The 20,733-nt window shown below is 30.3% G+C and carries 20 protein-coding genes and 1 tRNA gene; 16 read left to right on the plus strand and 5 right to left on the minus strand.

Annotation, left to right across the window (positions count from 1 at the left end):
* The first annotated feature begins 20 nt into the window (after positions 1 to 20).
* The 9 genes from IEW41_RS01215 to IEW41_RS01255 all read left to right on the plus strand — a co-directional run bounded on the left by IEW41_RS01215 (position 21) and on the right by IEW41_RS01255 (position 8,965).
* Complete coding sequence (locus IEW41_RS01215; protein WP_188604514.1) at positions 21 to 935, plus strand: FecR family protein; 915 nt, start codon at positions 21 to 23, stop codon at positions 933 to 935.
* Complete coding sequence (locus tag IEW41_RS01220; RefSeq protein ID WP_188604515.1) at positions 922 to 3,465, plus strand: TonB-dependent receptor; 2,544 nt, start codon at positions 922 to 924, stop codon at positions 3,463 to 3,465. Before IEW41_RS01215 ends, IEW41_RS01220 begins: the two co-directional genes overlap by 14 nt.
* Positions 3,466 to 3,583: 118 nt before the next feature.
* Entirely contained in the window at positions 3,584 to 4,720 is a 1,137-nt protein-coding gene (locus IEW41_RS01225; RefSeq protein ID WP_188604516.1) for an amidohydrolase, read from the plus strand.
* Between the two features lie 97 nt (positions 4,721 to 4,817).
* On the plus strand, positions 4,818 to 5,381 hold the full coding sequence (locus IEW41_RS01230) for a hypothetical protein (protein WP_188604517.1): 564 nt from the start codon (positions 4,818 to 4,820) through the stop codon (positions 5,379 to 5,381).
* A 177-nt stretch (positions 5,382 to 5,558) separates the two neighbouring features.
* A complete protein-coding gene (locus tag IEW41_RS01235; protein WP_188604518.1) occupies positions 5,559 to 6,317 on the plus strand; it encodes a hypothetical protein in 759 nt (252 codons plus the stop codon).
* Between the two features lie 260 nt (positions 6,318 to 6,577).
* A complete protein-coding gene (locus IEW41_RS01240) occupies positions 6,578 to 7,003 on the plus strand; it encodes a hypothetical protein (RefSeq protein WP_188604519.1) in 426 nt (141 codons plus the stop codon).
* A gap of 248 nt (positions 7,004 to 7,251) precedes the next feature.
* Positions 7,252 to 7,665: a hypothetical protein gene (locus IEW41_RS01245; protein WP_188604520.1), complete on the plus strand. Its 414-nt coding sequence runs from the start codon at positions 7,252 to 7,254 to the stop codon at positions 7,663 to 7,665.
* A gap of 21 nt (positions 7,666 to 7,686) precedes the next feature.
* Entirely contained in the window at positions 7,687 to 8,127 is a 441-nt protein-coding gene (locus IEW41_RS01250; RefSeq protein WP_188604521.1) for a M20/M25/M40 family metallo-hydrolase, read from the plus strand.
* A 97-nt stretch (positions 8,128 to 8,224) separates the two neighbouring features.
* Positions 8,225 to 8,965: a DUF6602 domain-containing protein gene (locus IEW41_RS01255; protein ID WP_188604522.1), complete on the plus strand. Its 741-nt coding sequence runs from the start codon at positions 8,225 to 8,227 to the stop codon at positions 8,963 to 8,965.
* A 70-nt stretch (positions 8,966 to 9,035) separates the two neighbouring features.
* Here the strand turns inward: IEW41_RS01255 and murA are convergent, their stop codons facing one another.
* From murA to IEW41_RS01270, 3 genes are all read right to left on the minus strand, one after another.
* Entirely contained in the window at positions 9,036 to 10,346 is a 1,311-nt protein-coding gene (gene murA, locus IEW41_RS01260; RefSeq protein WP_188604523.1) for a UDP-N-acetylglucosamine 1-carboxyvinyltransferase, read from the minus strand.
* Positions 10,347 to 10,352: 6 nt separating this feature from the next.
* Complete coding sequence (locus IEW41_RS01265; protein ID WP_188604524.1) at positions 10,353 to 11,006, minus strand: DUF4290 domain-containing protein; 654 nt, start codon at positions 11,004 to 11,006, stop codon at positions 10,353 to 10,355.
* 86 nt (positions 11,007 to 11,092) lie between these two features.
* Entirely contained in the window at positions 11,093 to 11,386 is a 294-nt protein-coding gene (locus IEW41_RS01270) for a DUF493 family protein (RefSeq protein ID WP_188604525.1), read from the minus strand.
* 90 nt (positions 11,387 to 11,476) lie between these two features.
* Here IEW41_RS01270 and IEW41_RS01275 point away from each other — a divergent pair, with 90 nt between their 5' ends.
* The 5 genes from IEW41_RS01275 to IEW41_RS01295 all read left to right on the plus strand — a co-directional run bounded on the left by IEW41_RS01275 (position 11,477) and on the right by IEW41_RS01295 (position 16,115).
* On the plus strand, positions 11,477 to 12,016 hold the full coding sequence (locus tag IEW41_RS01275; protein WP_188604526.1) for an AAA family ATPase: 540 nt from the start codon (positions 11,477 to 11,479) through the stop codon (positions 12,014 to 12,016).
* Positions 12,017 to 12,018: 2 nt separating this feature from the next.
* On the plus strand, positions 12,019 to 13,923 hold the full coding sequence (locus IEW41_RS01280) for a RecQ family ATP-dependent DNA helicase (RefSeq protein WP_188604527.1): 1,905 nt from the start codon (positions 12,019 to 12,021) through the stop codon (positions 13,921 to 13,923).
* An 84-nt stretch (positions 13,924 to 14,007) separates the two neighbouring features.
* The gene (gene fmt / locus IEW41_RS01285; RefSeq protein WP_188604528.1) at positions 14,008 to 14,955 is read left to right on the plus strand and encodes a methionyl-tRNA formyltransferase; all 948 of its coding nucleotides are present in this window, start codon (positions 14,008 to 14,010) and stop codon (positions 14,953 to 14,955) included.
* Positions 14,956 to 15,151: 196 nt separating this feature from the next.
* Positions 15,152 to 15,424: an HU family DNA-binding protein gene (locus IEW41_RS01290; RefSeq protein WP_188604529.1), complete on the plus strand. Its 273-nt coding sequence runs from the start codon at positions 15,152 to 15,154 to the stop codon at positions 15,422 to 15,424.
* Between the two features lie 130 nt (positions 15,425 to 15,554).
* Positions 15,555 to 16,115, plus strand: coding sequence for a YqgE/AlgH family protein (locus IEW41_RS01295; protein WP_188604530.1), 561 nt, complete (start codon positions 15,555 to 15,557; stop codon positions 16,113 to 16,115).
* Here the strand turns inward: IEW41_RS01295 and IEW41_RS01300 are convergent.
* Together IEW41_RS01300 and IEW41_RS01305 are read right to left on the minus strand one after the other, a co-directional pair.
* Complete coding sequence (locus IEW41_RS01300) at positions 16,112 to 16,957, minus strand: aminotransferase class IV (protein ID WP_188604531.1); 846 nt, start codon at positions 16,955 to 16,957, stop codon at positions 16,112 to 16,114. The genes IEW41_RS01295 and IEW41_RS01300 overlap by 4 nt on opposite strands.
* 59 nt (positions 16,958 to 17,016) lie before the next feature.
* Positions 17,017 to 17,409, minus strand: a complete 393-nt coding sequence (locus tag IEW41_RS01305; RefSeq protein ID WP_188604532.1) for an START-like domain-containing protein — start codon at positions 17,407 to 17,409, stop codon at positions 17,017 to 17,019.
* Positions 17,410 to 17,540: 131 nt separating this feature from the next.
* Here IEW41_RS01305 and IEW41_RS01310 point away from each other — a divergent pair.
* Positions 17,541 to 17,614, plus strand: a tRNA-Met gene (locus tag IEW41_RS01310).
* Between the two features lie 189 nt (positions 17,615 to 17,803).
* On the plus strand, positions 17,804 to 20,503 hold the full coding sequence (locus IEW41_RS01315; protein WP_188604533.1) for a M14 family zinc carboxypeptidase: 2,700 nt from the start codon (positions 17,804 to 17,806) through the stop codon (positions 20,501 to 20,503).
* Positions 20,504 to 20,733: the final 230 nt, after the last annotated feature.

Consider the following 20,733-nt stretch of genomic DNA (forward strand, 5'->3'; position numbering starts at 1 on the left):
TATCTATAGAGTGATAAAAAATGAAAAACGAAAAAGACATATTAAAATGGTTTAATAATGAACTTTCGCCTAAAGAAATTGAAGATTTAAAACAAACTGAAAATCTTGAAACTTTAGACAAAATAGCTCATTATGCATCACAAATGCAAGCACCACAAGTTGATGTGCAAAAAGCACTTGAAGAATTTAAAACCAGAAAACTTAATAAAAAGGAAACTAAAGTTAAATCACTTAACCTTAGTACTTTTTATAAAGTTGCAGCTGTATTGGTTGTTATGTTAACCTCTTCATATTTTTTATTTTTTAATACTGTAAAATCTTTTGAAACTGAAATTGCACAAACCGAAACATTATTACTTCCAGACAATTCTGAAGTAATTTTAAATGCGCAATCTAAACTTACTTACAATAAGAAAAACTGGAAAAATAAACGCGATTTAAACCTTGATGGTGAGGCTTTCTTTAAAGTAAGTAAAGGTCAAAAATTTAGTGTTATTACAGATGCAGGAGTTGTACACGTTTTAGGAACACAGTTTAATGTAAAAGAACGTGACAACTATTTTGAAGTGCATTGCTATGAAGGTTTGGTTAGTGTAACATTTAATAATGAAACTATAAAATTACCTCCTGGAAAAACTTTTAGAGTTATAAATAATTCTGTTGAAATTAATGACGATTTCAGCGCTAACAGTCCATCTTGGATGCAAAAAGAGTCTAGCTTTGCTAAAGTTCCGTTAGTTCAAGTTATTGATGAGTTACAACGTCAATATGACATAAAAATTTCTACAGAAAATGTTGATACAACTCAATTATTCACAGGTACATTTACGCATAGTGATAAAAATATTGCATTGCAATCGGTAACAATTCCATTAAAATTAAGTTATAAGATAGATGGCAAAAAAGTCGTATTTTACAACTATGAAGGTCAATAAATCTATAATTTACATTTTGTTATTTATTAGTGGTTTTGGTTATGGTCAAGATAACTCATCTAAGCTACCATTAATTGAAGTGCTTACAAGTATAGAAAAACAATTTAATGTTAAGTTTTCTTATGCTTTTGATGATGTAAACACTATTTTTATAGAAGCACCAAATCCTAACTTGAATCTTTCTGAAACTATTGAGTATCTCAACTCTAAAACACTTTTAAATTTTAAGGTACTTGATGATCGCTATATAACCGTTTCGGTCATAAATAAAATGATTTCAATTTGTGGAAGGATTATAACAGAAAATAATAAGTCGCTACTTTTTGGAGCCTCTATTGTAGTAAACAATACAAATAATGGCACTTTTAGTAATACTGAAGGTGTTTTTAGCTTTAAAGAAATACCTTTAAATGCCACAATTACTATTTCGTATTTAGGCTATAAAAGCAAGCAAATAAAGGCTTCATTACTGTTTAATGAAGCAAATAGTTGTTCTGATATTATCCTATCGGAAAACAATGAAGAACTCAATCAAATACTAATTACAAAATTCTTAACGGTAGGCTTACAAAAAAGATTAGATGGAAGTGTTGTGCTAAACACTGAAAAATTTGGCATTTTACCAGGACTTATTGAACCAGACATTTTGCAGTCTATTCAAGCATTACCAGGTGTTGAAAGCACTTACGAGAGTATTGCAAACATTAATGTTAGAGGTGGTACAAATGACCAGAATTTAATGCTTTGGGATGATATTAAAATGTATCATTCTGGACATTTTTTCGGACTCATATCTGCATATAATCCAAACCTTACTAACAAAGTAATTGTCAGCAAAAATGGAACTAGCAGTGAGTATAGCGATGGTGTTTCTAGTACCATAAATATGTTTACCAAAGATGAGTTAAGTTCAAAATTTTCTGGTGGAGCAGGTTTAAATTTAATAAGTGGAGATGCTTTTTTAGAAATTCCAATTACAAAAACATTAGAACTTCACGTTTCAGGAAGACGTTCTTTTACAGATGTTTTAAGCACACCAACTTATGATAATTATTTTGATCGTAGTTTTCAGGATAGTGAAATAAACACCAATGAAGATATAGAAAATAGCACATCGTCATCAGATTTTGTTTTTTATGATTACACTGCAAAATTACTCTTCGATTTGAATGGAAATCACAAGCTTAGAGCCAATGTTATTGGTATTAGCAATAATCTAGATTATGCCGAAAGTGTTACAAACAGCTCTAATCAAACCAATTCTAAATCGAGTAACTTATCACAAGAAAACTTAGGTTTTGGAGGTCATTGGCAAGCACAATGGTCTGATAAGTTTAGTACAAAACTTATAGCTTATTATTCAAAATATAATGTTGATGCTAACGATTTGCGAGTAGAAACCAATCAGTTACTAACACAAGCAAACGAAGTTTTAGAAACTGGAGCCAAACTAAACACTCATTTTAAAGCTAGTAGTAATTTAAATTTATTGTTAGGTTACCAAGTAAATGAAACAGGTATTTTAAACGAGACTACTGTTAGTGCACCATCTTATGAGCGCACAAAAAAAGATGTGCTTTTAAATCATGCTGTGTTTACTGAGGCTGAATTCAAAAAAAATGGCACCTATTTAAGAGCTGGTGTTAGAGTTAATTACTTTCAGAAGTTTGAAAAACTTTTAATTGAGCCTAGATTAAATGTAAGACAAAAACTAAATCAACAATTTGCTTTAAAATTAGAAGGAGAGTTTAAAAACCAATCTGCAACTCAAATTGTCGATTTTCAAGATGACTTTTTAGGAGTTGAAAACAGACGTTGGATTTTAGCCAACAATAGCAATATTCCTATTTCAACAAGTAAACAAGGGTCTTTTGGCATTGAGTATAATCAAAACAATTTTATTGTAGATGTTACAGGTTTTTATAAACTTGTTGAAGGTATTACAGCTTCTAACCAAGGGTTTTATAACAATTTTCAATACCTAAATGCAACAGGAAATTATACAGCTAAAGGGGTTGAGTTTTTAGCTAACAAAACCCATAACAAATACAGTACTTGGGTTAGTTATACATTTAGCAAAAACGATTACAAGTTTGAAACGTTTACACCATCAGAGTTTCCTAATAATGCAGATATACGTCATTCTGTATCACTTGCTTTTAACTATAATATTTTAGACAATTTAGAAATATCTGTTGGAGGTATTTGGCATTCTGGAATTCCATACACAAAACCTGTTGAAGGCAATGAAACAGTACAAAATGGAAACCTAACATTTGTAAATTACGATACACCAAATAGTGAAAATTTAGATGAGTTTAAGCGTTTAGACATTTCGTTAAACTATAATTTAAGCCTAACAGATAAAACCAAAATCACTTTAAACTTAGGTGTTAGAAACGTTACCAACGAAGCTAATATTATAAACAGATATTATAAAGTAGATCCTAACGACAACTCTAAAGCCATACAAATAGACAATGTATCTCTTGGCTTTACACCAAATGCTAGTTTGAGAATTAAGTTCTAGTCACCTTTATTTTTTCTTTTTTAAATTTATTCTTGGTTTAGAAGATAAAAACTAAATTTACTTTAGCATTACATACATTCAGTCTAATTTAGAGCCATCTAAAGTAACAACTACAACATTGATTAGTAAAGAAATTCTAAAATTAAGAAAAGAACTTCATCAGAATCCTGAGTTGTCTGGTAACGAAATCAATACAGCTAAAAGAATAAAAGAGTTTATATTAACTCATAATCCAACCAAAATAATTGAAAATGTTGGTGGCAATGGACTTTTAGCAATATTTGAGTTCTCTAAAAACGGACCAACTATAACAATACGATGCGAATTAGATGCATTACCTATTGTTGAGAGCAATACATTTAGTCATAAATCGCTTATTGAAGGTGTCTCTCATAAGTGCGGACACGATGGTCATATGGCAATTGTAGCAGGACTTGCGTTATGGATAAAAAATCAAAAATTTAAAACAGGAAAAATTGTTTTTCTATTTCAACCAGCTGAAGAAACAGGAAAAGGAGCATTTAATGTATTGAATGATGAAAGATTTAAAAACCTAAAGTCTGATTATATTTTTGCATTACACAATATTCCTGGAGAGCCTTTACATAGTGTAATTGCAATGAAAAAGGAGTTTTCTGCCGAAGTACAAAGTCTTGCAATTTATCTAACAGGTAAAGAAGCTCATGCATCTGAACCTGAAAATGCTATTAATCCTGCTTTAGGAATTTCAACTATAGTTACTGAACTGTCAAAACTTAATGTTTTAGAGCCACACAAGGACAACTTTTCTATTTTAACACCAATACATATTAATATGGGAGAAAAGTCGTATGGTATATCGCCTAGTCATGGCGAACTACATTATACTTTACGAACTTGGAACGAAACCATAATGAATACTGTAAAACGTAATATTGAAGACGTTACAAATAAAATATGTAAAACTCATAATCTAAACTACACTATAGATTGGTTTGAATATTTTCCGTCTAGCAAGAATACTACAGATTGTAACACATTAGTAAATAATGCAGCTATTACAAATAAGTTAACAGTAATAGAAAGACCTTTCCCTTTTAAGTTTGGAGAAGATTTTGGTTGGTTTTCTAAATCCTACAAAACAGCAATGTTCGGATTAGGAGCAGGCATTAACACTCCTGCTTTACACCACAATAATTATGATTTTCCTGAAGAACTAATTGAAACAGGAATAAAAATGTTTACCAGTATTATTACGTCTGTTTTAGAAGAATAAATCTTTTATTTTAAAATTAAAAAAATTAACTTCGTTTATTGTCTGATATAGATCATTTAAACAATTACATATCAAATAGTTGACAACAATAAGACAAATGAAAATAATTAGAATATTTTTTTTGCTATTAATCTTATCATCCTGTAATAATCAAAAGAATTCTACAGTTGAAAAGAAAACTGAAAAATCAGTAAAACAATCGATTGAAATACAAACAGAATCTGCCTATGAAAAATATATGAGTGGAAAGGTGGAGTCATTCGATTGGAATTTAGTTTTCAATAAAGCTGAAAAATATAGAACTGTTTCTACAAAACATTCAGAACATGATAAAATACCAAATGATTTTTTAGATTTCTCAAAAAAATTTATATCTGATAGTTTATTTCAAAAACAACATATCGATTTTAACAATCTAATTGCTGTAATTGGTTCTTGCGATGAAACATTTGTGCTAAATGATGAAAATTGGGTGTTTGATAATTGGGAATTTGTTACATATCTTGGAATTGATGAAGAAGTGGAAAATACCTTTTATTTTTCCGATTCTGTTTTTTTCTGCCAATATATTTTAAAAGAGGTCGGAACTTATAGAATACTAGGATTTGAGAAAAAAGACAACGAGTGGTTTCTAACTTTATATGATGTCAATGACTGTTAAAAATTACTTTTGCCAACACCATATATAATTTATTGCTAGTTCTAGCCTACTTACGAAAATTGCTTGTGCCAGTTCGCTTTGCTTGTGTCTCGCGGATTTTCTATCTGTGATTTATTTGCTAAATTAGGTACTTAAAACACCTAACAAACATATTCAAACACGTTGCCAGTAATTTCAATGAAAAAAACTCTATTCATATTATCAATCTTTTTGACTCTGAATTTATTCGGACAAAAATCAGATATTGAGCATTTGATTAATCAAGTTGCTAAATTTGAAATCCCTGAAAATTTTGAGTACTATTATTTAGTTTCTAAAAGTCTTGAACAAGAAATAATTAATGATTCACTGAAAAATTACCAAATACGAGAATTAAAAATGGTTGACGAGGACTTTCCCGAATATTTCATTAATGTACAACCAAAAAAAGAGACTATTAATTGGAAAAATTATAATCTGAATGAATCAAAATTAGTTTCGGGCGAATACAATTACAATCACACTTTTTCACCTCCACAAACCAAAAAAATTAAATTTGTCAAATACAACATTGACCTAAAAACATATGACAGCCTAATTGAAAATAAAGAACCATATACATTAATCATAAAAAAGAAATGGTTGTGGAATAAAAACAGAATATGGAACAATAAAAAACTATATGCGGACTTTGTTGAAAATTGGAAAATAGATGATAAAAACAATCCAGAAGAGACAGTCTATTATCATTTTTCTAAACCAATATTTTCAGAAAATAAAAAGTATGCTATACTTTCTGTATTTAAAAAAAGACGTTGTAACGGAAATGGATTTACAGGACTTTACAGAAATGACAATGGAATTTGGAAAAAGCTAATGGAATTTAATCAAGTGGAATCAAAAACCGTTTCGACACACATAAGTTGTGAAGAAATAAAAATGGTTGACTATGAATGAAAAAACTAATTGAAACAGGAATAAAAATGTTTACTAGTATTATTACGTCTGTTTTAGAAGAATAGCAAACAGAAAATACCAGTTTATGAGTGAAGTTTTAGTGTGTTTTATGTTAATGCTTTCATTATAAAAAGGTTGATTAACCTATTGAAATATTCAAATTAAAAAATTAACTTCGCTTATCGTCTGATATAGATCATTTAAACGATTCCATATCATATCGTTGGCAACAAGCGCAAAACAGAACGCTAAAAATGAATATGATAACAAAAAAACTTGATTTCAGCGGAGGAAAAAATAGTTGGTTTGACTTTTGGCATACACATATCGACTGGAATGGTGAAGGAAACAAAAATTGGAATAAAAGGAAAGAGTTTCTTGACAAACTACTGAATGAATTTGAAAATATTAAATCTGAACTCAAGAAATATCCGAATGAATATCAAACGTGGATTATGATTGACGAAAATAACAGCGGAGAAGATGGAATTTATATACATACAAAAAATCCAAATTCTGAAAACTTCCCTCTAAAAATTCAAACGAAAAAGAATATTAAATGTTTGAATCAAAATCTATCGAATTTTATGAAAAAAACGGATTTAGAAATATTCGGATTTGAACACGAAGACGGAAATTATTTTTATCTGTCTGACAAAAATTACGGAATAAGTTTAACCGAATAAAAGCCAGTTGCCAACACCGTATAAAAATAATTGCTATTTTTAGGCTTAACCAAAAGTCGTTGCAATTTTGTTACATCTGATTTTTCCTTCGGAAAACCCTCGCATACAAACACGCAACTTTCAATATACATAAACCTTTGCGGTAATTAAAACTTACTCAAATAAATCTAAATATGAGAATCGTTAATTTAATTTTATTGATAATTATCTCTAGTCCATTTTCCTTGTTTGGACAAAATAATACGAATATGGGCGGACCACCAACACATTCGGAGTTAATAGGATATTGGAAAAAAATCAATTTCCCAAATGACGACCAATTAAACAAGATTAATCCTTGGCCTCAAAAATATCAATGGTTCGCTTTTTATGAAAACGGAAAAGTACAATCAATGATGACAGATGAGGACTATGATTATAACTCCGAAGAATTAGCAACAATTTTCAAAGTATTTTCTAATAACCAAATACCCGACTATAAATTGCAAGGTCAGATATTGACTATAACTAATGACCAAATTAAAGATTATCAAGAATTATGGGGAGTAAATCTATTTGCAACTGACTTAAATGAATTTATAAAAAAAGGAAATTTAGTAATGACCTTGGATAATGGTAGTGGAGAAATTGTTTATTATAGGTTTCTGACAAAAATAGAATAACGACCACCAATACATATTAATATGGGAGAAAAGTCGTATGGTATATCGCCTAGTCATGGCGAACTACATTATACTTTAAGAACTTGGAACGAAACCATAATGAATACTGTAAAACGTAATATTGAAGATGGTACAAATAAAATATGTAAAACTCATAATCTTAACTACACAATAGATTGGTTTGAATATTTTCCGTCTAGCAAGAATACTACAGATTGTAACACATTAGTAAACAATGCAGCTATTACAAATAAGTTAACAGTAATAGAAAGACCTTTCCCTTTTAAGTTTGGAGAAGATTTTGGTTGGTTTTCTAAATCCTACAAAACAGCAATGTTCGGATTAGGAGCTGGCATTAACACGCCTGCTTTACACCACAATAATTATGATTTTCCTGAAGAACTAATTGAAACAGGAATAAAAATGTTTACCAGTATTATTACGTCTGTTTTAGGAGAATAAATCTTTTATTTTAAAATTAAAAAAATTAACTTAACTTATCATTAGATATAGATTATAATAATGACTCTATATTATGTTGTTATAGCTTATCCTATTTATGATTAAGAAAATATTAAGTGCTCGAATTGATTTAATGAGAAATCTTTATTCTGCTACTTCGGAAATTAATCACACCAATGAAAAAGGTAGTTTTAGAGAGTTTTTTATTTCTGAACTAATTGAACCATTATTACCAAATTCCTATGGTATTGGTTCTGGAATAATAGTAGATAATAAAGGTAATCAAAGTACTCAATTGGATATTATTATTTTTGATAAAAGAATTATGAGACCAATATTATCTTCTGGATCATCTGGTGTTTTTCCTATAGATAGTGTTCTAGCAATTCTAGAAATTAAGTCAAAAATCACATCAACAGAATATAAAAAGTTAATACCTTGTCTGACTAAGTTAATTCCTCCATCAGAAAAAAATAACAGGTCTGATTCTCTGACAATATCTACCTCTGGTAATCTGGAAAATGGAATTACATATTATCCATTCTATGCCATTTTTGCATACGAGACAGATGCTGCTGATAAATTTGAACATACACGAATGTTTGAACAGATAGCAAAAAGTGAATTAATTGCACGTATTCAACTATTAGCTGTAATGGATAAAGAAATATTAAAAAACAAACTTCATCCGGTCAATGAATATAGTTTTGAATTCAAAAGCCTACAGGACTATACGTCTAAAAATGATTTGGTTATAGATTTCTTGAAGGAGTTACTCATTAGTCTAAATAAAATTTCTGACTCTAGAGGAAAAGATTCATTTGAAAATTGGCTATAAACTTTCCAAAACAATTTATATTATTGGCTTTAGTAAAAAACCTAACTACAAAGCCTTCTGCCAAAAACCTCTAACTCACTCTCGTAATCTTAGCTCCAATAGCACGTAATCGCGTATCAATGTTTTCGTAACCTCTATCAATCTGCTCTATATTATGTATAGTAGATGTCCCTTTTGCAGATAATGCAGCTATAAGTAAAGATACTCCTGCTCTAATATCTGGCGAAGTCATAGTTGTTGCTTTTAACGACGATTTAAAATCGTGACCAATAACAGTTGCTCTATGCGGATCGCAAAGTATAATTTTTGCTCCCATATCAATTAACTTATCAACAAAGAACAAACGGCTTTCAAACATTTTTTGGTGTATTAAAGCACTTCCTCTTGCTTGTGTAGCCACAACCAAAACAATACTTAATAAATCTGGCGTAAATCCTGGCCAAGGTGCATCTGCAACTGTAAGGATAGAACCATCAATATAACTTTGTATTTCGTAACCATCAGTATGTGCTGGAATATGAATATCATCACCTTGTTTTTCAACTGTAATACCAAGTTTTCTAAACACATTTGGTATCTGACCTAAATCATCCCAACTCACATTTTTAATAGTCAATTCGCTTTTTGTCATAGCAGCAAGACCAATCCAGCTACCAATTTCAATCATATCTGGTAGCATTCTGTGGTCTGTTCCACCTAATGCATCAACACCTTCTATAATTAACATATTAGAACCTACTCCACTTATCTTTGCTCCCATTCGGTTAAGCATCTTACATAATTGTTGTAAGTAAGGCTCGCAAGCAGCATTATAAATTGTTGTAGTACCTTCAGCTAATACTGCAGCCATTACAATATTTGCAGTTCCTGTAACTGAAGCTTCATCAAGCAACATATAAGCACCTTTTAATCTGTCGGCTTCTACTCCATAAAAATACTCTTCACGATTGTATCTAAATTTTGCTCCAAGATTAATAAAACCTTCAAAATGCGTATCTAATCTACGACGACCTATTTTATCACCTCCTGGCTTAGGTATATAACCTTTACCAAAACGTCCTAAAAGTGGTCCTACAATCATAATTGAACCTCTTAAACCTCTACCATCTTCTTTAAATTCGGCAGATTCAAGATATTTCATATTAACATCATCAGCCTGAAACGTATATGAACCAGAACCAATTTTATTGATTTTAACGCCTAATTTTTTAAGCAACTCAATAAGTTTATTGACATCTACAATGTCTGGAATGTTATGAATTGTTACAAGTTCTGGTGTAAGCAAAACAGCACAAAGTATTTGTAATGCTTCGTTTTTTGCTCCTTGAGGTTGTATGCTTCCTTTTAGTTGGTGACCTCCTTCAATTATAAATGTACCCATGAAATATTAGTAGCGTTTGCGTTGACGATTATTGTTTGAATTGCTTTTTTTATGATGTGATTTTTTGTTTGAAGAGTACTTTTTCTTAGTACGCATTAAGCTTGTAGCATCTGATAAATCTTCATCAGCTCCTTTTAAGTTTATTTTACCACCAGATAACTCGTATAAGTGCTTAAAAATAACATCATCTTCAACTGTGTCTTTATTCCAGTTTAAGAAACACTTTTTCATATGGTTTGCAATGGTAAAAATTAAAGCCTCTTTAAGTTCTCCTTCTTCCCAAGTATTTGCTACATCTATCATTGTTTTTATGTTATTACCATAAAAACGATATTTAGGATGATTTTGAGGGTATTTTAACCGTTCTGGTCTAGCATAAAGTTCTTCTCTTGAAGGAATTGGATAAGGTGAGTCAACATCTAAATCAAAATCAGCCATAATAAATAACTGATCCCAAAGTTTATGCTGAAAATCTGGAACATCACGCAAATGAGGTTGCATGTTTCCCATTACTGAAATAATAGCTTTTGCAACTTTATCACGCTCTTCTTTTGTAGGACGCTCTTTTGCATATTGTATCATTTTCTGCATATGTCTTCCATACTCTGGAATAATGAGATGCTCACGTTCTGTATTGTACTCTAAATCGTCTATTGTCAAAATATAATGTGTAGTGTTTAATTTATGTACACGTAGTGTTTATGTACGAGTGCAAAATACAAAAAAAATTATAAAACGTATTTGTTTTATAACGAAATTACGCCTTCTATTTTTTCTGCAACTTCTTTATATTTTTCAATAACAGTTTCTGGCGAATCCATTCTAACATTTATAGATACACTCGTGTATTTACCATTTTTAGATTCTATGGTATTAATTACAGCGCCTAGATTATCAAATAAGGCTTCTACTTTTGCTATTTTAGCATCGTCAGTAACTACAATAAATTTATAAAGATATTCTGATGGCCATAAGGCTGTATCGTACAACTGACTTCTTAATTTATTATAAAACTCTTCTGTTTTTTTCTCGTTATTCATATTAATTCTTTCTCATGCAAAGATACATTTTACTTTACATTTTTTAATTCCTTTTAAAATTACGATTTTTGCTTCCAAAACCTTGCCAAATTGAATACTAGAAAAATTGTCATTACTGGTGGACCAGGAACTGGAAAGTCATCAATTATTAACGAATTAAAGAAAAGAGGACACATTTGTTTTGATGAAATTTCTCGTCAAGTGACTTTAGAAGCTAGAAAGAAAGGTATTGAGCAGTTGTTTTTAACTGAACCTTTATTGTTTAGCCAAATGCTGTTAGAAGGTAGAGCAAAACAGTTTGCCGAAGCTAATAACCATAAAAACACTACTGTTTTTTTAGATCGAGGAATTCCAGACGTTTTGGCATACATGGATTATTTTGGCAGTGATTACCCTCAGCATTTTATTGACTCTTGCACTAATAATACTTACGACATTGTGTTTATTTTAGCACCTTGGCAGGATATTTTTCAGAGTGATAGTGAGAGATATGAAAGTTTTGAACAAGCCGAACTTATTCATCAGCACTTATTAAATACCTATAAAAAATTCAACTATACTTTATTAGACGTTCCTTTTGAATCTATTGAAAAACGCACAGATTTTATTTTAGATGTTTTAAATTTATAGCGATGCAACATCCTATTCAAATTTTAGAACGCTATTGGAATCATACGTCTTTTCGCCCATTGCAAGAAGACATCATCAATGCTGTTTTAAATAATGAAGATGTTTTTGCTTTGTTACCAACTGGAGGAGGAAAATCGGTTTGTTTTCAAATTCCTGCGCTTATAAAAGATGGCATTTGTATAGTTGTATCGCCTTTAATCGCTTTAATGAAAGATCAAGTAAATACGCTTAATCAAAAAGGTATTAAAGCTATGGCAATTACTAGCGGAATTTCGTATTCAGATCTAGACACAATGCTAGATAATTGCATTTATGGAAACTATAAGTTTTTATACGTATCTCCTGAACGTTTACAACAAGACTTAGTTAGAGATAGAATTCAGCAAATGAATGTTAATTTAATTGCTGTTGATGAAGCTCACTGTATATCGCAATGGGGAAACGATTTTAGACCTGCTTATAAAAATATTACAGTATTAAGGCAATTACATCCTACAGTAAATATTATTGCACTTACAGCAACTGCAAAACCTAAAGTAGTTGAAGATGTTTCAAGTGAATTAGATTTTATAGCTCCAAAAATTTTTAAAGCCTCGTTTGCTAGACCAAATATTGCTTATATGGTTTTAGAAACTGATGATAAACTTTATAAAATTGAGCAGATTTTAAAAAAGCATAAAGGCTCGTCTATTATATATGTTAGAAACAGGAAAGCTACAATAGAAACACATTCGTTTCTTGAGAATAAAGGGTTTTCTAGTACGTTTTATCATGGTGGAATCAATTCTAAAGAAAAAGAAGAGCGATTACACCAATGGACTAACAACCAAAAGGAGATAATGGTTGCTACAACCGCTTTTGGAATGGGTATTGATAAACCAGATGTAAAAACAATTATTCATATAAATTTACCCGAAAGTTTAGAAAGCTATTACCAAGAAGCAGGTCGTGCTGGCAGAAACGGAGAAAAAGCGTTTGCTGTTGTATTAAAAAACAAAACCGATGAGCAAAAGTTAAAACATCAGTTTTTAAACGCTTTACCTACTATAGATTTTCTAAAAACAGTTTACAGAAAGCTGTGTAACTACTTTCAAGTGTCTTATGGAGAAGGCGAGTTATCCACTCATCAATTTAACTTTAATAGCTTTTGCAAGGCTTACGATTTTAATTCGGTTATAACTTTTAATGCTTTACAAGTTTTAGATAGAAATAGTATTATATCATTATCGCAACAGTTTCGTTACCAAACCAAATTACAGTTTATTGTTACCAATCAGGCGTTATTTAATTATTTAGAAACACGAAAACATATCGATGTAATTATAAAATCCATACTACGAACTTATGGAGGAATACTAGAACATCTTTTAAAAATAAACACAACGCTTATTGCCGAAAAAGCAAGTACAACAGAAGAAAACGTTATAAAAGTATTGCAGCAGTTAAATAAAGATGAGATTGTAAATTTTCAGTTTTCTAATACCGATTCTGAAATAATTTTTCTACAACCAAGAGAAGATGATAAAACCATTAATAGAATCTCTAGAATTGTCCAGCAGCAAAATGACTTAAAAGAATTACAAATTAAAGCTGTAATTGATTATGTTAATAATGACCGTGAATGTAAAAACAAAATACTTTTAAATTATTTTGGTGAGAAAACCACGAAAAACTGTGGTATGTGCTCCTATTGCATTTCAAATAAAAAAAGCTCAAACGCTATAGATGTAAAGGCTATTACACATAACATTATATTACTATTAGAAGAGGAACCACTTAATTCTAGAAAAATTGTTGAAACTTTGCCATTTACAGAACAACATGTTTTAGACGTTTTAAAGCTCATGGTAGAAAACAATATATTAATAATAACAGCGACAAACACTTACAAAATAAAGCATACATAAAACCTATAATGAGCACTTAGTAAACAAATACCAATTGGCAACATAAAACTGATTATTAAGTAGGCCGAAAAAAAATTAAAAAACATGAAAAAGAATATGAGAATTGTATTTATGGGAACTCCAGAGTTTGCAGTAACAACTTTAAAAACTCTGGTTGAACATAACTATAATGTTGTTGGCGTTATTACTGCACCAGACAAACCTGCTGGTCGTGGACAAAAATTACATGAGTCTGATGTGAAAAAGTATGCAGTGGCTCAAAACTTAAACGTTTTACAACCAACAAACTTAAAAGATGAAAGTTTTATTAATGATCTTAAAGCTTTAAAAGCCAATTTACAAATTGTCGTTGCTTTTAGAATGTTACCAGAAGTGGTTTGGCAAATGCCAGAATATGGAACTTTTAACTTACATGCCTCTTTATTGCCAAATTACAGAGGTGCTGCACCAATACATTGGGCAATTATTAATGGAGAAACAAAAACTGGAGTCACCACTTTTTTTATTGACGAAAAAATTGATACAGGTGCAATTATACTTCAAAAAGAAGCTGATATTAAAAATGATGAAACTGTAGGAAGCTTGCATGATAAACTAATGAATATTGGTAGTGAGCTTGTAATTGACACTGTTAAACTTATTGAAACAGGTGAAGTATCAACAACCATTCAGCCTCAAACCGAAATAAAAACTGCATATAAACTAAATAAAGACAATTGTAAAATTGATTGGAATGAAAGTTTAGATAATATTTATAATAAGATAAGAGGATTGAATCCTTTTCCTTCTGCTTGGTGTTATTTAGAAAATGGTGAAGATACACTAGCTGTAAAACTTTTTAAAGTTGAAAAAGACCCTGCAACACATTCAAAACCCTTCGGAACAATAATTAGCTCAAAAGACGACCTAAAGATCGCAGTTAAAGGAGGTTACATTTTTATTAAAGAAATACAACTTCCAGGCAAACGAAAAATGGATATAAAGTCGCTTTTAAATGGATATCATTTTTCTGAAGACTCAAAAATGCTCTAAACCCTTATTCTCATTGATATTTCAAAATATCCGATAAAATGCATAGTCTTTATTAACAAATGTTCAAAGTTATCAACAAAAACTCGTATTTCCCTTGCTATTACTTGCGTGAATGGATTATCCGTATAAATTTGTAGAGGAATTAAGCATTTATTGTTTAACCCAACTATTTAATAATAATTTAAAATTTAATTTTATGAACAAAACAGATTTAATCAATGGAATGGCAGAAAACGCTGGAATTACTAAAGCAGCTGCTAAAAAAGCATTAGATTCATTATTAATTGATATCGAAGGATCTTTACAAAAAGGAAACAGAGTTTCTTTAGTAGGATTTGGTTCTTGGTCAGTATCTAAAAGAGCTGCAAGAGAAGGAAGAAACCCACAAACTGGAAAAACTATAAAAATCAAAGCTAAAAACGTAGTAAAGTTTAAAGCTGGTTCTGATTTAGGTAAAGCTGTAAACTAATACAGTATAACAATAGAATTTAAAAGCCTGCTTAAATAAAGCAGGCTTTTTATTTTAAAAGACCTTAAACTTAAAATAGTTAGGTTTTTATTAAAATATTTTTTAGTTTTAATATCAAATAATCATCGCTATGATTACTATCAAGCCCAAAAAAGGATATTTACTCATTGCAGAACCATCAATTTTAGGTGACAACTCATTTAACAGGTCTGTTATATTGTTGGCAGACTATACTACTGAGGGTTCAATAGGCTTTATACTTAATAAACCTCTAGAATATACACTTACTGATTTAGTTCCAAACACAGAAGCAACTTTTAAGGTTTATAATGGTGGACCAGTAGAGCAAGACAACCTATACTTTATACATAAAGTACCTCACTTAATTCCTGAAAGTATTGAAATTTCTTTAGGTATTTATTGGGGAGGCGATTTTGATGTTGCGCTTCAATTAATTAATGAAGGCAAAATTGTAGATACAGATATTCGCTTCTTTTTAGGATACTCTGGTTGGGAATCTTCACAATTAGAAAACGAATTACAATCTAATGCTTGGGTAGTAACTCAAAACATTTATAAAAAAGCTATTATTGAAAAAAGCTACGACTCTTTCTGGAAAGAAAAAATGTTAGAGTTTGGAGGAGATTATTCAATATGGTCTAACGCTCCAGAAAACCCTAGCTATAATTAAGTTAGTCTTATCTTTATATTTAACTTTTGTAGAAGTGATTTAGAAACCTCACTCGAAAATTCTTTCTTCCTATAATTAGTAATTGGTAGAATTCCAACAATAACATTTGTAATAAATAGCTCATCTGCTTTTTGAAGTTCAAAAGGAGACACTGAATCTTCAACAAATTCAAACTCATCGTTTGCTTTTAATAGCTCTATTACTTGTTTTCTCATAATTCCTTTCAAACAACCATCTTCTAAAGGAGGTGTCTTAATAACATTATCTTTTACTACAAAAATATTTCCATTTAAAGCTTCAATAATGTTCTTGTTAGTATTAAGCAGTAAACAATTATCAAATCCATTCTCTTTAGCATAAATACTACCTAAAACATTAGTGATTTTATTATTTGTTTTTAATGTAGATAGTAACCCTGGAGCAATAAAAAAATCTTTATACAGATCTATTATATAAGAAGAATCAGTGATTTGGTATAAGTCTGTTGGCAATACTTCGGTAGTAATAACATAATCGATATTATTAGAAACTGGCAAATACTTACCTCCTACCACTCTATTTACCAACAACTTAACCCTAACAGAGTTACCAGTCTCATTATTAGCTTCTAAAATTTTAATAATCTCATCTTGTAAAAACTCCATTGTAAAATTCATTGGAATTTCCATACGCAAAATTCGCATAGATGCCATTAATCTGAAATAATGATCTTCCCAAAATAGAATTTTACCATTAAGTACTTTTATGGTTTCAAAAAGTGCATCACCATAAGCATAACCACGATTATCTATAGAAAGTAAATTTGAAGAATTATCTTGAAGGGTTCCGTTAAAATTTATCATAAAAAAAGTCTCGATGTTTTAAAATCGAGACAAAGATATAACTTAAAATTAGTGTTAGCTTATGCTGAACCTAAAACCTGCTTTAAATCTGAAATTTGGTTTTCCCAAAGCATTTTTGCTTCGTCTACTTCATCTTCATCAATATAATCAGTTACAATAATAGATACGTCTTTTGTTATTTCATCTACCTGAATTCTAATCTCAAAATAATAAGACTCTCCTTCTTCTTCATCACTCATCCATCTAAATTTAATACGCTCACCACTTTTTTTACTTAAAAGTTTGGCCTTTTCTTCACTATCATTCCAAATAAATGTAAAAACTTCACCTCTTGAGTTTACATTATCTGCAAACCATTCAGATAAACCTGAAGGTGTTGATATATATTGAAATAAAAGCTGTGGTGAAGCATGTATTGGAAACTCCATTTCGAACTTAATTTTTTCTTCCATAAGTGTATTTTGTTACAATGCCAATATATACATTAATTGTTGAGTTTAAAAACTAATTTTATAAAAAATAATTTAAGCAAGTTATTGTTTGCAGACAATAATTTTGTTTTTATATTTGCAGCCTTAAAAAAGGCGAGGTAGCTCAGTTGGTTAGAGCGTCGGATTCATAACCCGGAGGTCACGAGTTCAAATCTCGTTCTCGCTACAAGAAAAAAAGGACTAATTTTTTATTAGTCCTTTTTTTGTTTTATGCTACAATGAAGTAATCATCTTACAGTAAAATTATATTTTTTTACACTTAATCGGATTTTTTTGCGTTTTATGGATGATTTTAAAAAAATAATTATATATTAGCCAAAAATATAATTGCCAAATCGTATAAAATCTTAACCTAATGAAAAAAATTACCCTTCTATTTGTAATATTTTTGCTTACTATATCTAGTAGTATTGCACAAATTACTGAAAAGCAAAAAGCCGAAAATTATCTTGCTACTAATGGCGAAGTTTGTTTCACATTTAAAGCAAACAGTATTGATCAATTTAAAGAAATCTCTGAATTTCTTACTATTGGCCATAAGCATGTAGATAAAAATGAATTAATTGCCGAAGCTTTCGCTAATGAAAATACATTTGCACAATTTTTAGAATATGGTTTACCATATACTATAAATAAAGATGATAACGAATTACCTTTTGATCCTCATCAAGCTGGTATGTCGCCTGAAGCAATAATGGCTAGATCTTCTAATCAAGATACTCCTGCTGCTCCTGCTGCTTGGGATACAACTTGGGATGCTTATCCAACATATACAGAATATGTTGCAAAAATGAATTACTATGCAACAACATATCCTAACTTGTGTTCTTTACAAAATATTGGAACAACTGTTAGTGGTAGACAATTATTAGTTTTAAAAATTACTGATAATGTGTCAGTAAATGAAGGTGAGCCAGAATTTTTCTATACTTCATCAATGCATGGTGACGAATTGGTAGGTTTTCCTTTAATGATGAGATTAATAGACTATTTACTTACAAATTATGGAACAAATTCAGAAGTAACTAACCTTGTTAATTCTACTGAAATTTATATAAACCCTAGTGCTAATCCAGATGGATCTTATAGACTTGGTGATACTAATGTAATCTCAAGTCCAAGAAGAGCCAACGATAATAATGTCGATTTAAACAGAAACTACCCTGACAATGCAATAACTGGTGGTGGATTACATACAGATGGTTTTGCTTACCAACCTGAAACATTAGCATTTATAAACTTTGCTAAATCAAAAAACTTTGTTCTGTCAGCAAATTTACATGGAGGAACTGAACTGGTAAACTATCCTTATGATAATGCTTATGTAAGTCAGTATACGCATTCAGATGGTAACTATTTTGAATATATAGGAGTTGAATATGCAACCAATGCACAAAACAATAGTCCAGCAGGTTATATGGTAGATGATGATGATTCAAACATTTATCCAAGTCCAGGTGTTACTCATGGTGCAGAATGGTATAGAGTATATGGTGGAAGACAAGATTACATGAATTATTACCTAGGTGTAAAAGAAGTAACATTAGAATTATCTGACGTAAAATGGGTAAGTGGACCTAATTTACCTGCTCATTGGAATTATAACAGACAAGCATTCCTAGACTATATGAAGCAAGCAAATTATGGTATACAAGGAACGGTAAAAGATGAATCTGGCAATCCTATAGTAGCAAGAATAGAAATTGTTGGACACGATAAGTTAAATACATTCAGAATGTCTGAAGCTGGTTTAGGTGAATATCAAAAACTGGTTAAAGCTGGGACATACAATGTAACTTATTCAGCACCTGGTTATGCTTCCCAAACAATATCAGTAACTGTTGTTGACAAAGTAAAAACTATTCAAAATGTAACACTAGTTGCTTTAAATGCAAGACCTACAGCTAATAACGTTTCAACATGTACTAATGAAACTGCAACTTTAACAGCAACAGGAACAGGAACTTTAAATTGGTATGATACAGCAACAAGCAGTACTCCATTAGCAACAGGAAGCCCGTTTGTTACTCCAGCATTAACAAGTACTCGCTCATATTTTGTAGAACGTGTTATTTCAAAACCTGATGCAGGTCATACACAATCAAACACTAATGGTAGTGCATTAGGTGGAGATGGTAGATATTTAATATTTAACTGTACAGAATCAGTAAGACTTAATCAGGTTACCATAAATCCAGCTCAAATTGGAGAAATGGATGTTGAATTGCAAGATGCTTCTGGAAACGTTTTAGATTCAAGAATTATAAGAATTACTTCAACAGGAGTACAAACAATAGATTTAAACTTTATTATTCCTGTAGCAAATAACTTAAGATTAGTTGCAAAACGACTATCAAGTGGTTTAAATTTATGGAGAAACAATACTGGAGTGAGTTTTCCTTATACTAGTGGCGGAATTTCTATAACAGATAGTAGTGCAGGAACGACATTTTATTACTACTTCTATAATTGGAAAATTGCATCTCTTAAAAGTGCAAGACGAGAAGTTGTTGTTACTGTTAATCCTAAAGCCGTTGCCAATTTTACATTTGTTGTTAACCCTTCAAATAATGGTGAAGTAACTTTTACTAACACATCAACTGACGCAACAACATACTCATGGAATTTTGGAGACGTAATAGGATCATCTAACGCTACAAATCCAGTATATACTTTTGCATCTTCTGGTACTTATAATGTCGAGCTAACGTCAACAAATGTTAACTGTGGTAATAATGTTATTGTTAAACCTGTTACTGTTACAGTAGATACATTAGGTGAAAATGAAAATGTTTTTGAAGGATTGAGCATCTATCCTAACCCATTTAATAATGAGATAACCATTAAACTTCCAACTCAATTTAATAGTAACTCTTTTGGATTACAATTATATGATATTAGCGGAAGAACAATTGCTAAATTTGACGAGCAAAGTCCAGTAAATGGAACTTTAATATTAAGCAATATGAATGGTTTATCTAATGGAACCTATTTCATTAAGATTATAGACAACCTAAATTCTAATTCTATTGTTAAACAACTTGTTAAACAATAAATTTAATTCATATTAATTTATAAAAGGCTGAAAATAATTTCAGCCTTTTTTTATTCAATATTATTAATCATTGCCTTGATAATAAAACCAAATAAATCATTTTATCGTATATGTTTGGGATTACAAAGAAAACATTAACAAGTTGATTATCAGTAAAAATAAAATCTACACTATCTATAATTTTAATCAAAAAATCATTTTTATAACTATTTAATAATCAACATTTTAAA

Source organism: Aquaticitalea lipolytica (assembly GCF_014641635.1).
GTDB classification, from domain to species: Bacteria; Bacteroidota; Bacteroidia; order Flavobacteriales; family Flavobacteriaceae; genus Aquaticitalea; species Aquaticitalea lipolytica.

Bases quoted from the DNA above. Each gene is read 5' to 3' on its own strand.
- IEW41_RS01250 (WP_188604521.1), top strand. From the start codon at position 7,687: ATGGGAGAAAAGTCGTATGGTATATCGCCTAGTCATGGCGAACTACAT.
- IEW41_RS01295 (WP_188604530.1), top strand. From the start codon at position 15,555: ATGATTACTATCAAGCCCAAAAAAGGATATTTACTCATTGCAGAACCA.
- IEW41_RS01290 (WP_188604529.1), top strand. From the start codon at position 15,152: ATGAACAAAACAGATTTAATCAATGGAATGGCAGAAAACGCTGGAATT.
- IEW41_RS01255 (WP_188604522.1), top strand. From the start codon at position 8,225: ATGATTAAGAAAATATTAAGTGCTCGAATTGATTTAATGAGAAATCTT.
- IEW41_RS01240 (WP_188604519.1), top strand. From the start codon at position 6,578: ATGATAACAAAAAAACTTGATTTCAGCGGAGGAAAAAATAGTTGGTTT.
- IEW41_RS01280 (WP_188604527.1), top strand. From the start codon at position 12,019: ATGCAACATCCTATTCAAATTTTAGAACGCTATTGGAATCATACGTCT.
- IEW41_RS01230 (WP_188604517.1), top strand. From the start codon at position 4,818: ATGAAAATAATTAGAATATTTTTTTTGCTATTAATCTTATCATCCTGT.
- IEW41_RS01305 (WP_188604532.1), bottom strand. From the start codon at position 17,409: ATGGAAGAAAAAATTAAGTTCGAAATGGAGTTTCCAATACATGCTTCA.
- IEW41_RS01270 (WP_188604525.1), bottom strand. From the start codon at position 11,386: ATGAATAACGAGAAAAAAACAGAAGAGTTTTATAATAAATTAAGAAGT.
- IEW41_RS01245 (WP_188604520.1), top strand. From the start codon at position 7,252: ATGGGCGGACCACCAACACATTCGGAGTTAATAGGATATTGGAAAAAA.
- murA (WP_188604523.1), bottom strand. From the start codon at position 10,346: ATGGGTACATTTATAATTGAAGGAGGTCACCAACTAAAAGGAAGCATA.
- IEW41_RS01235 (WP_188604518.1), top strand. From the start codon at position 5,559: ATGAAAAAAACTCTATTCATATTATCAATCTTTTTGACTCTGAATTTA.
- IEW41_RS01315 (WP_188604533.1), top strand. From the start codon at position 17,804: ATGAAAAAAATTACCCTTCTATTTGTAATATTTTTGCTTACTATATCT.
- IEW41_RS01220 (WP_188604515.1), top strand. From the start codon at position 922: ATGAAGGTCAATAAATCTATAATTTACATTTTGTTATTTATTAGTGGT.
- IEW41_RS01300 (WP_188604531.1), bottom strand. From the start codon at position 16,957: ATGATAAATTTTAACGGAACCCTTCAAGATAATTCTTCAAATTTACTT.
- fmt (WP_188604528.1), top strand. From the start codon at position 14,008: ATGAAAAAGAATATGAGAATTGTATTTATGGGAACTCCAGAGTTTGCA.
- IEW41_RS01215 (WP_188604514.1), top strand. From the start codon at position 21: ATGAAAAACGAAAAAGACATATTAAAATGGTTTAATAATGAACTTTCG.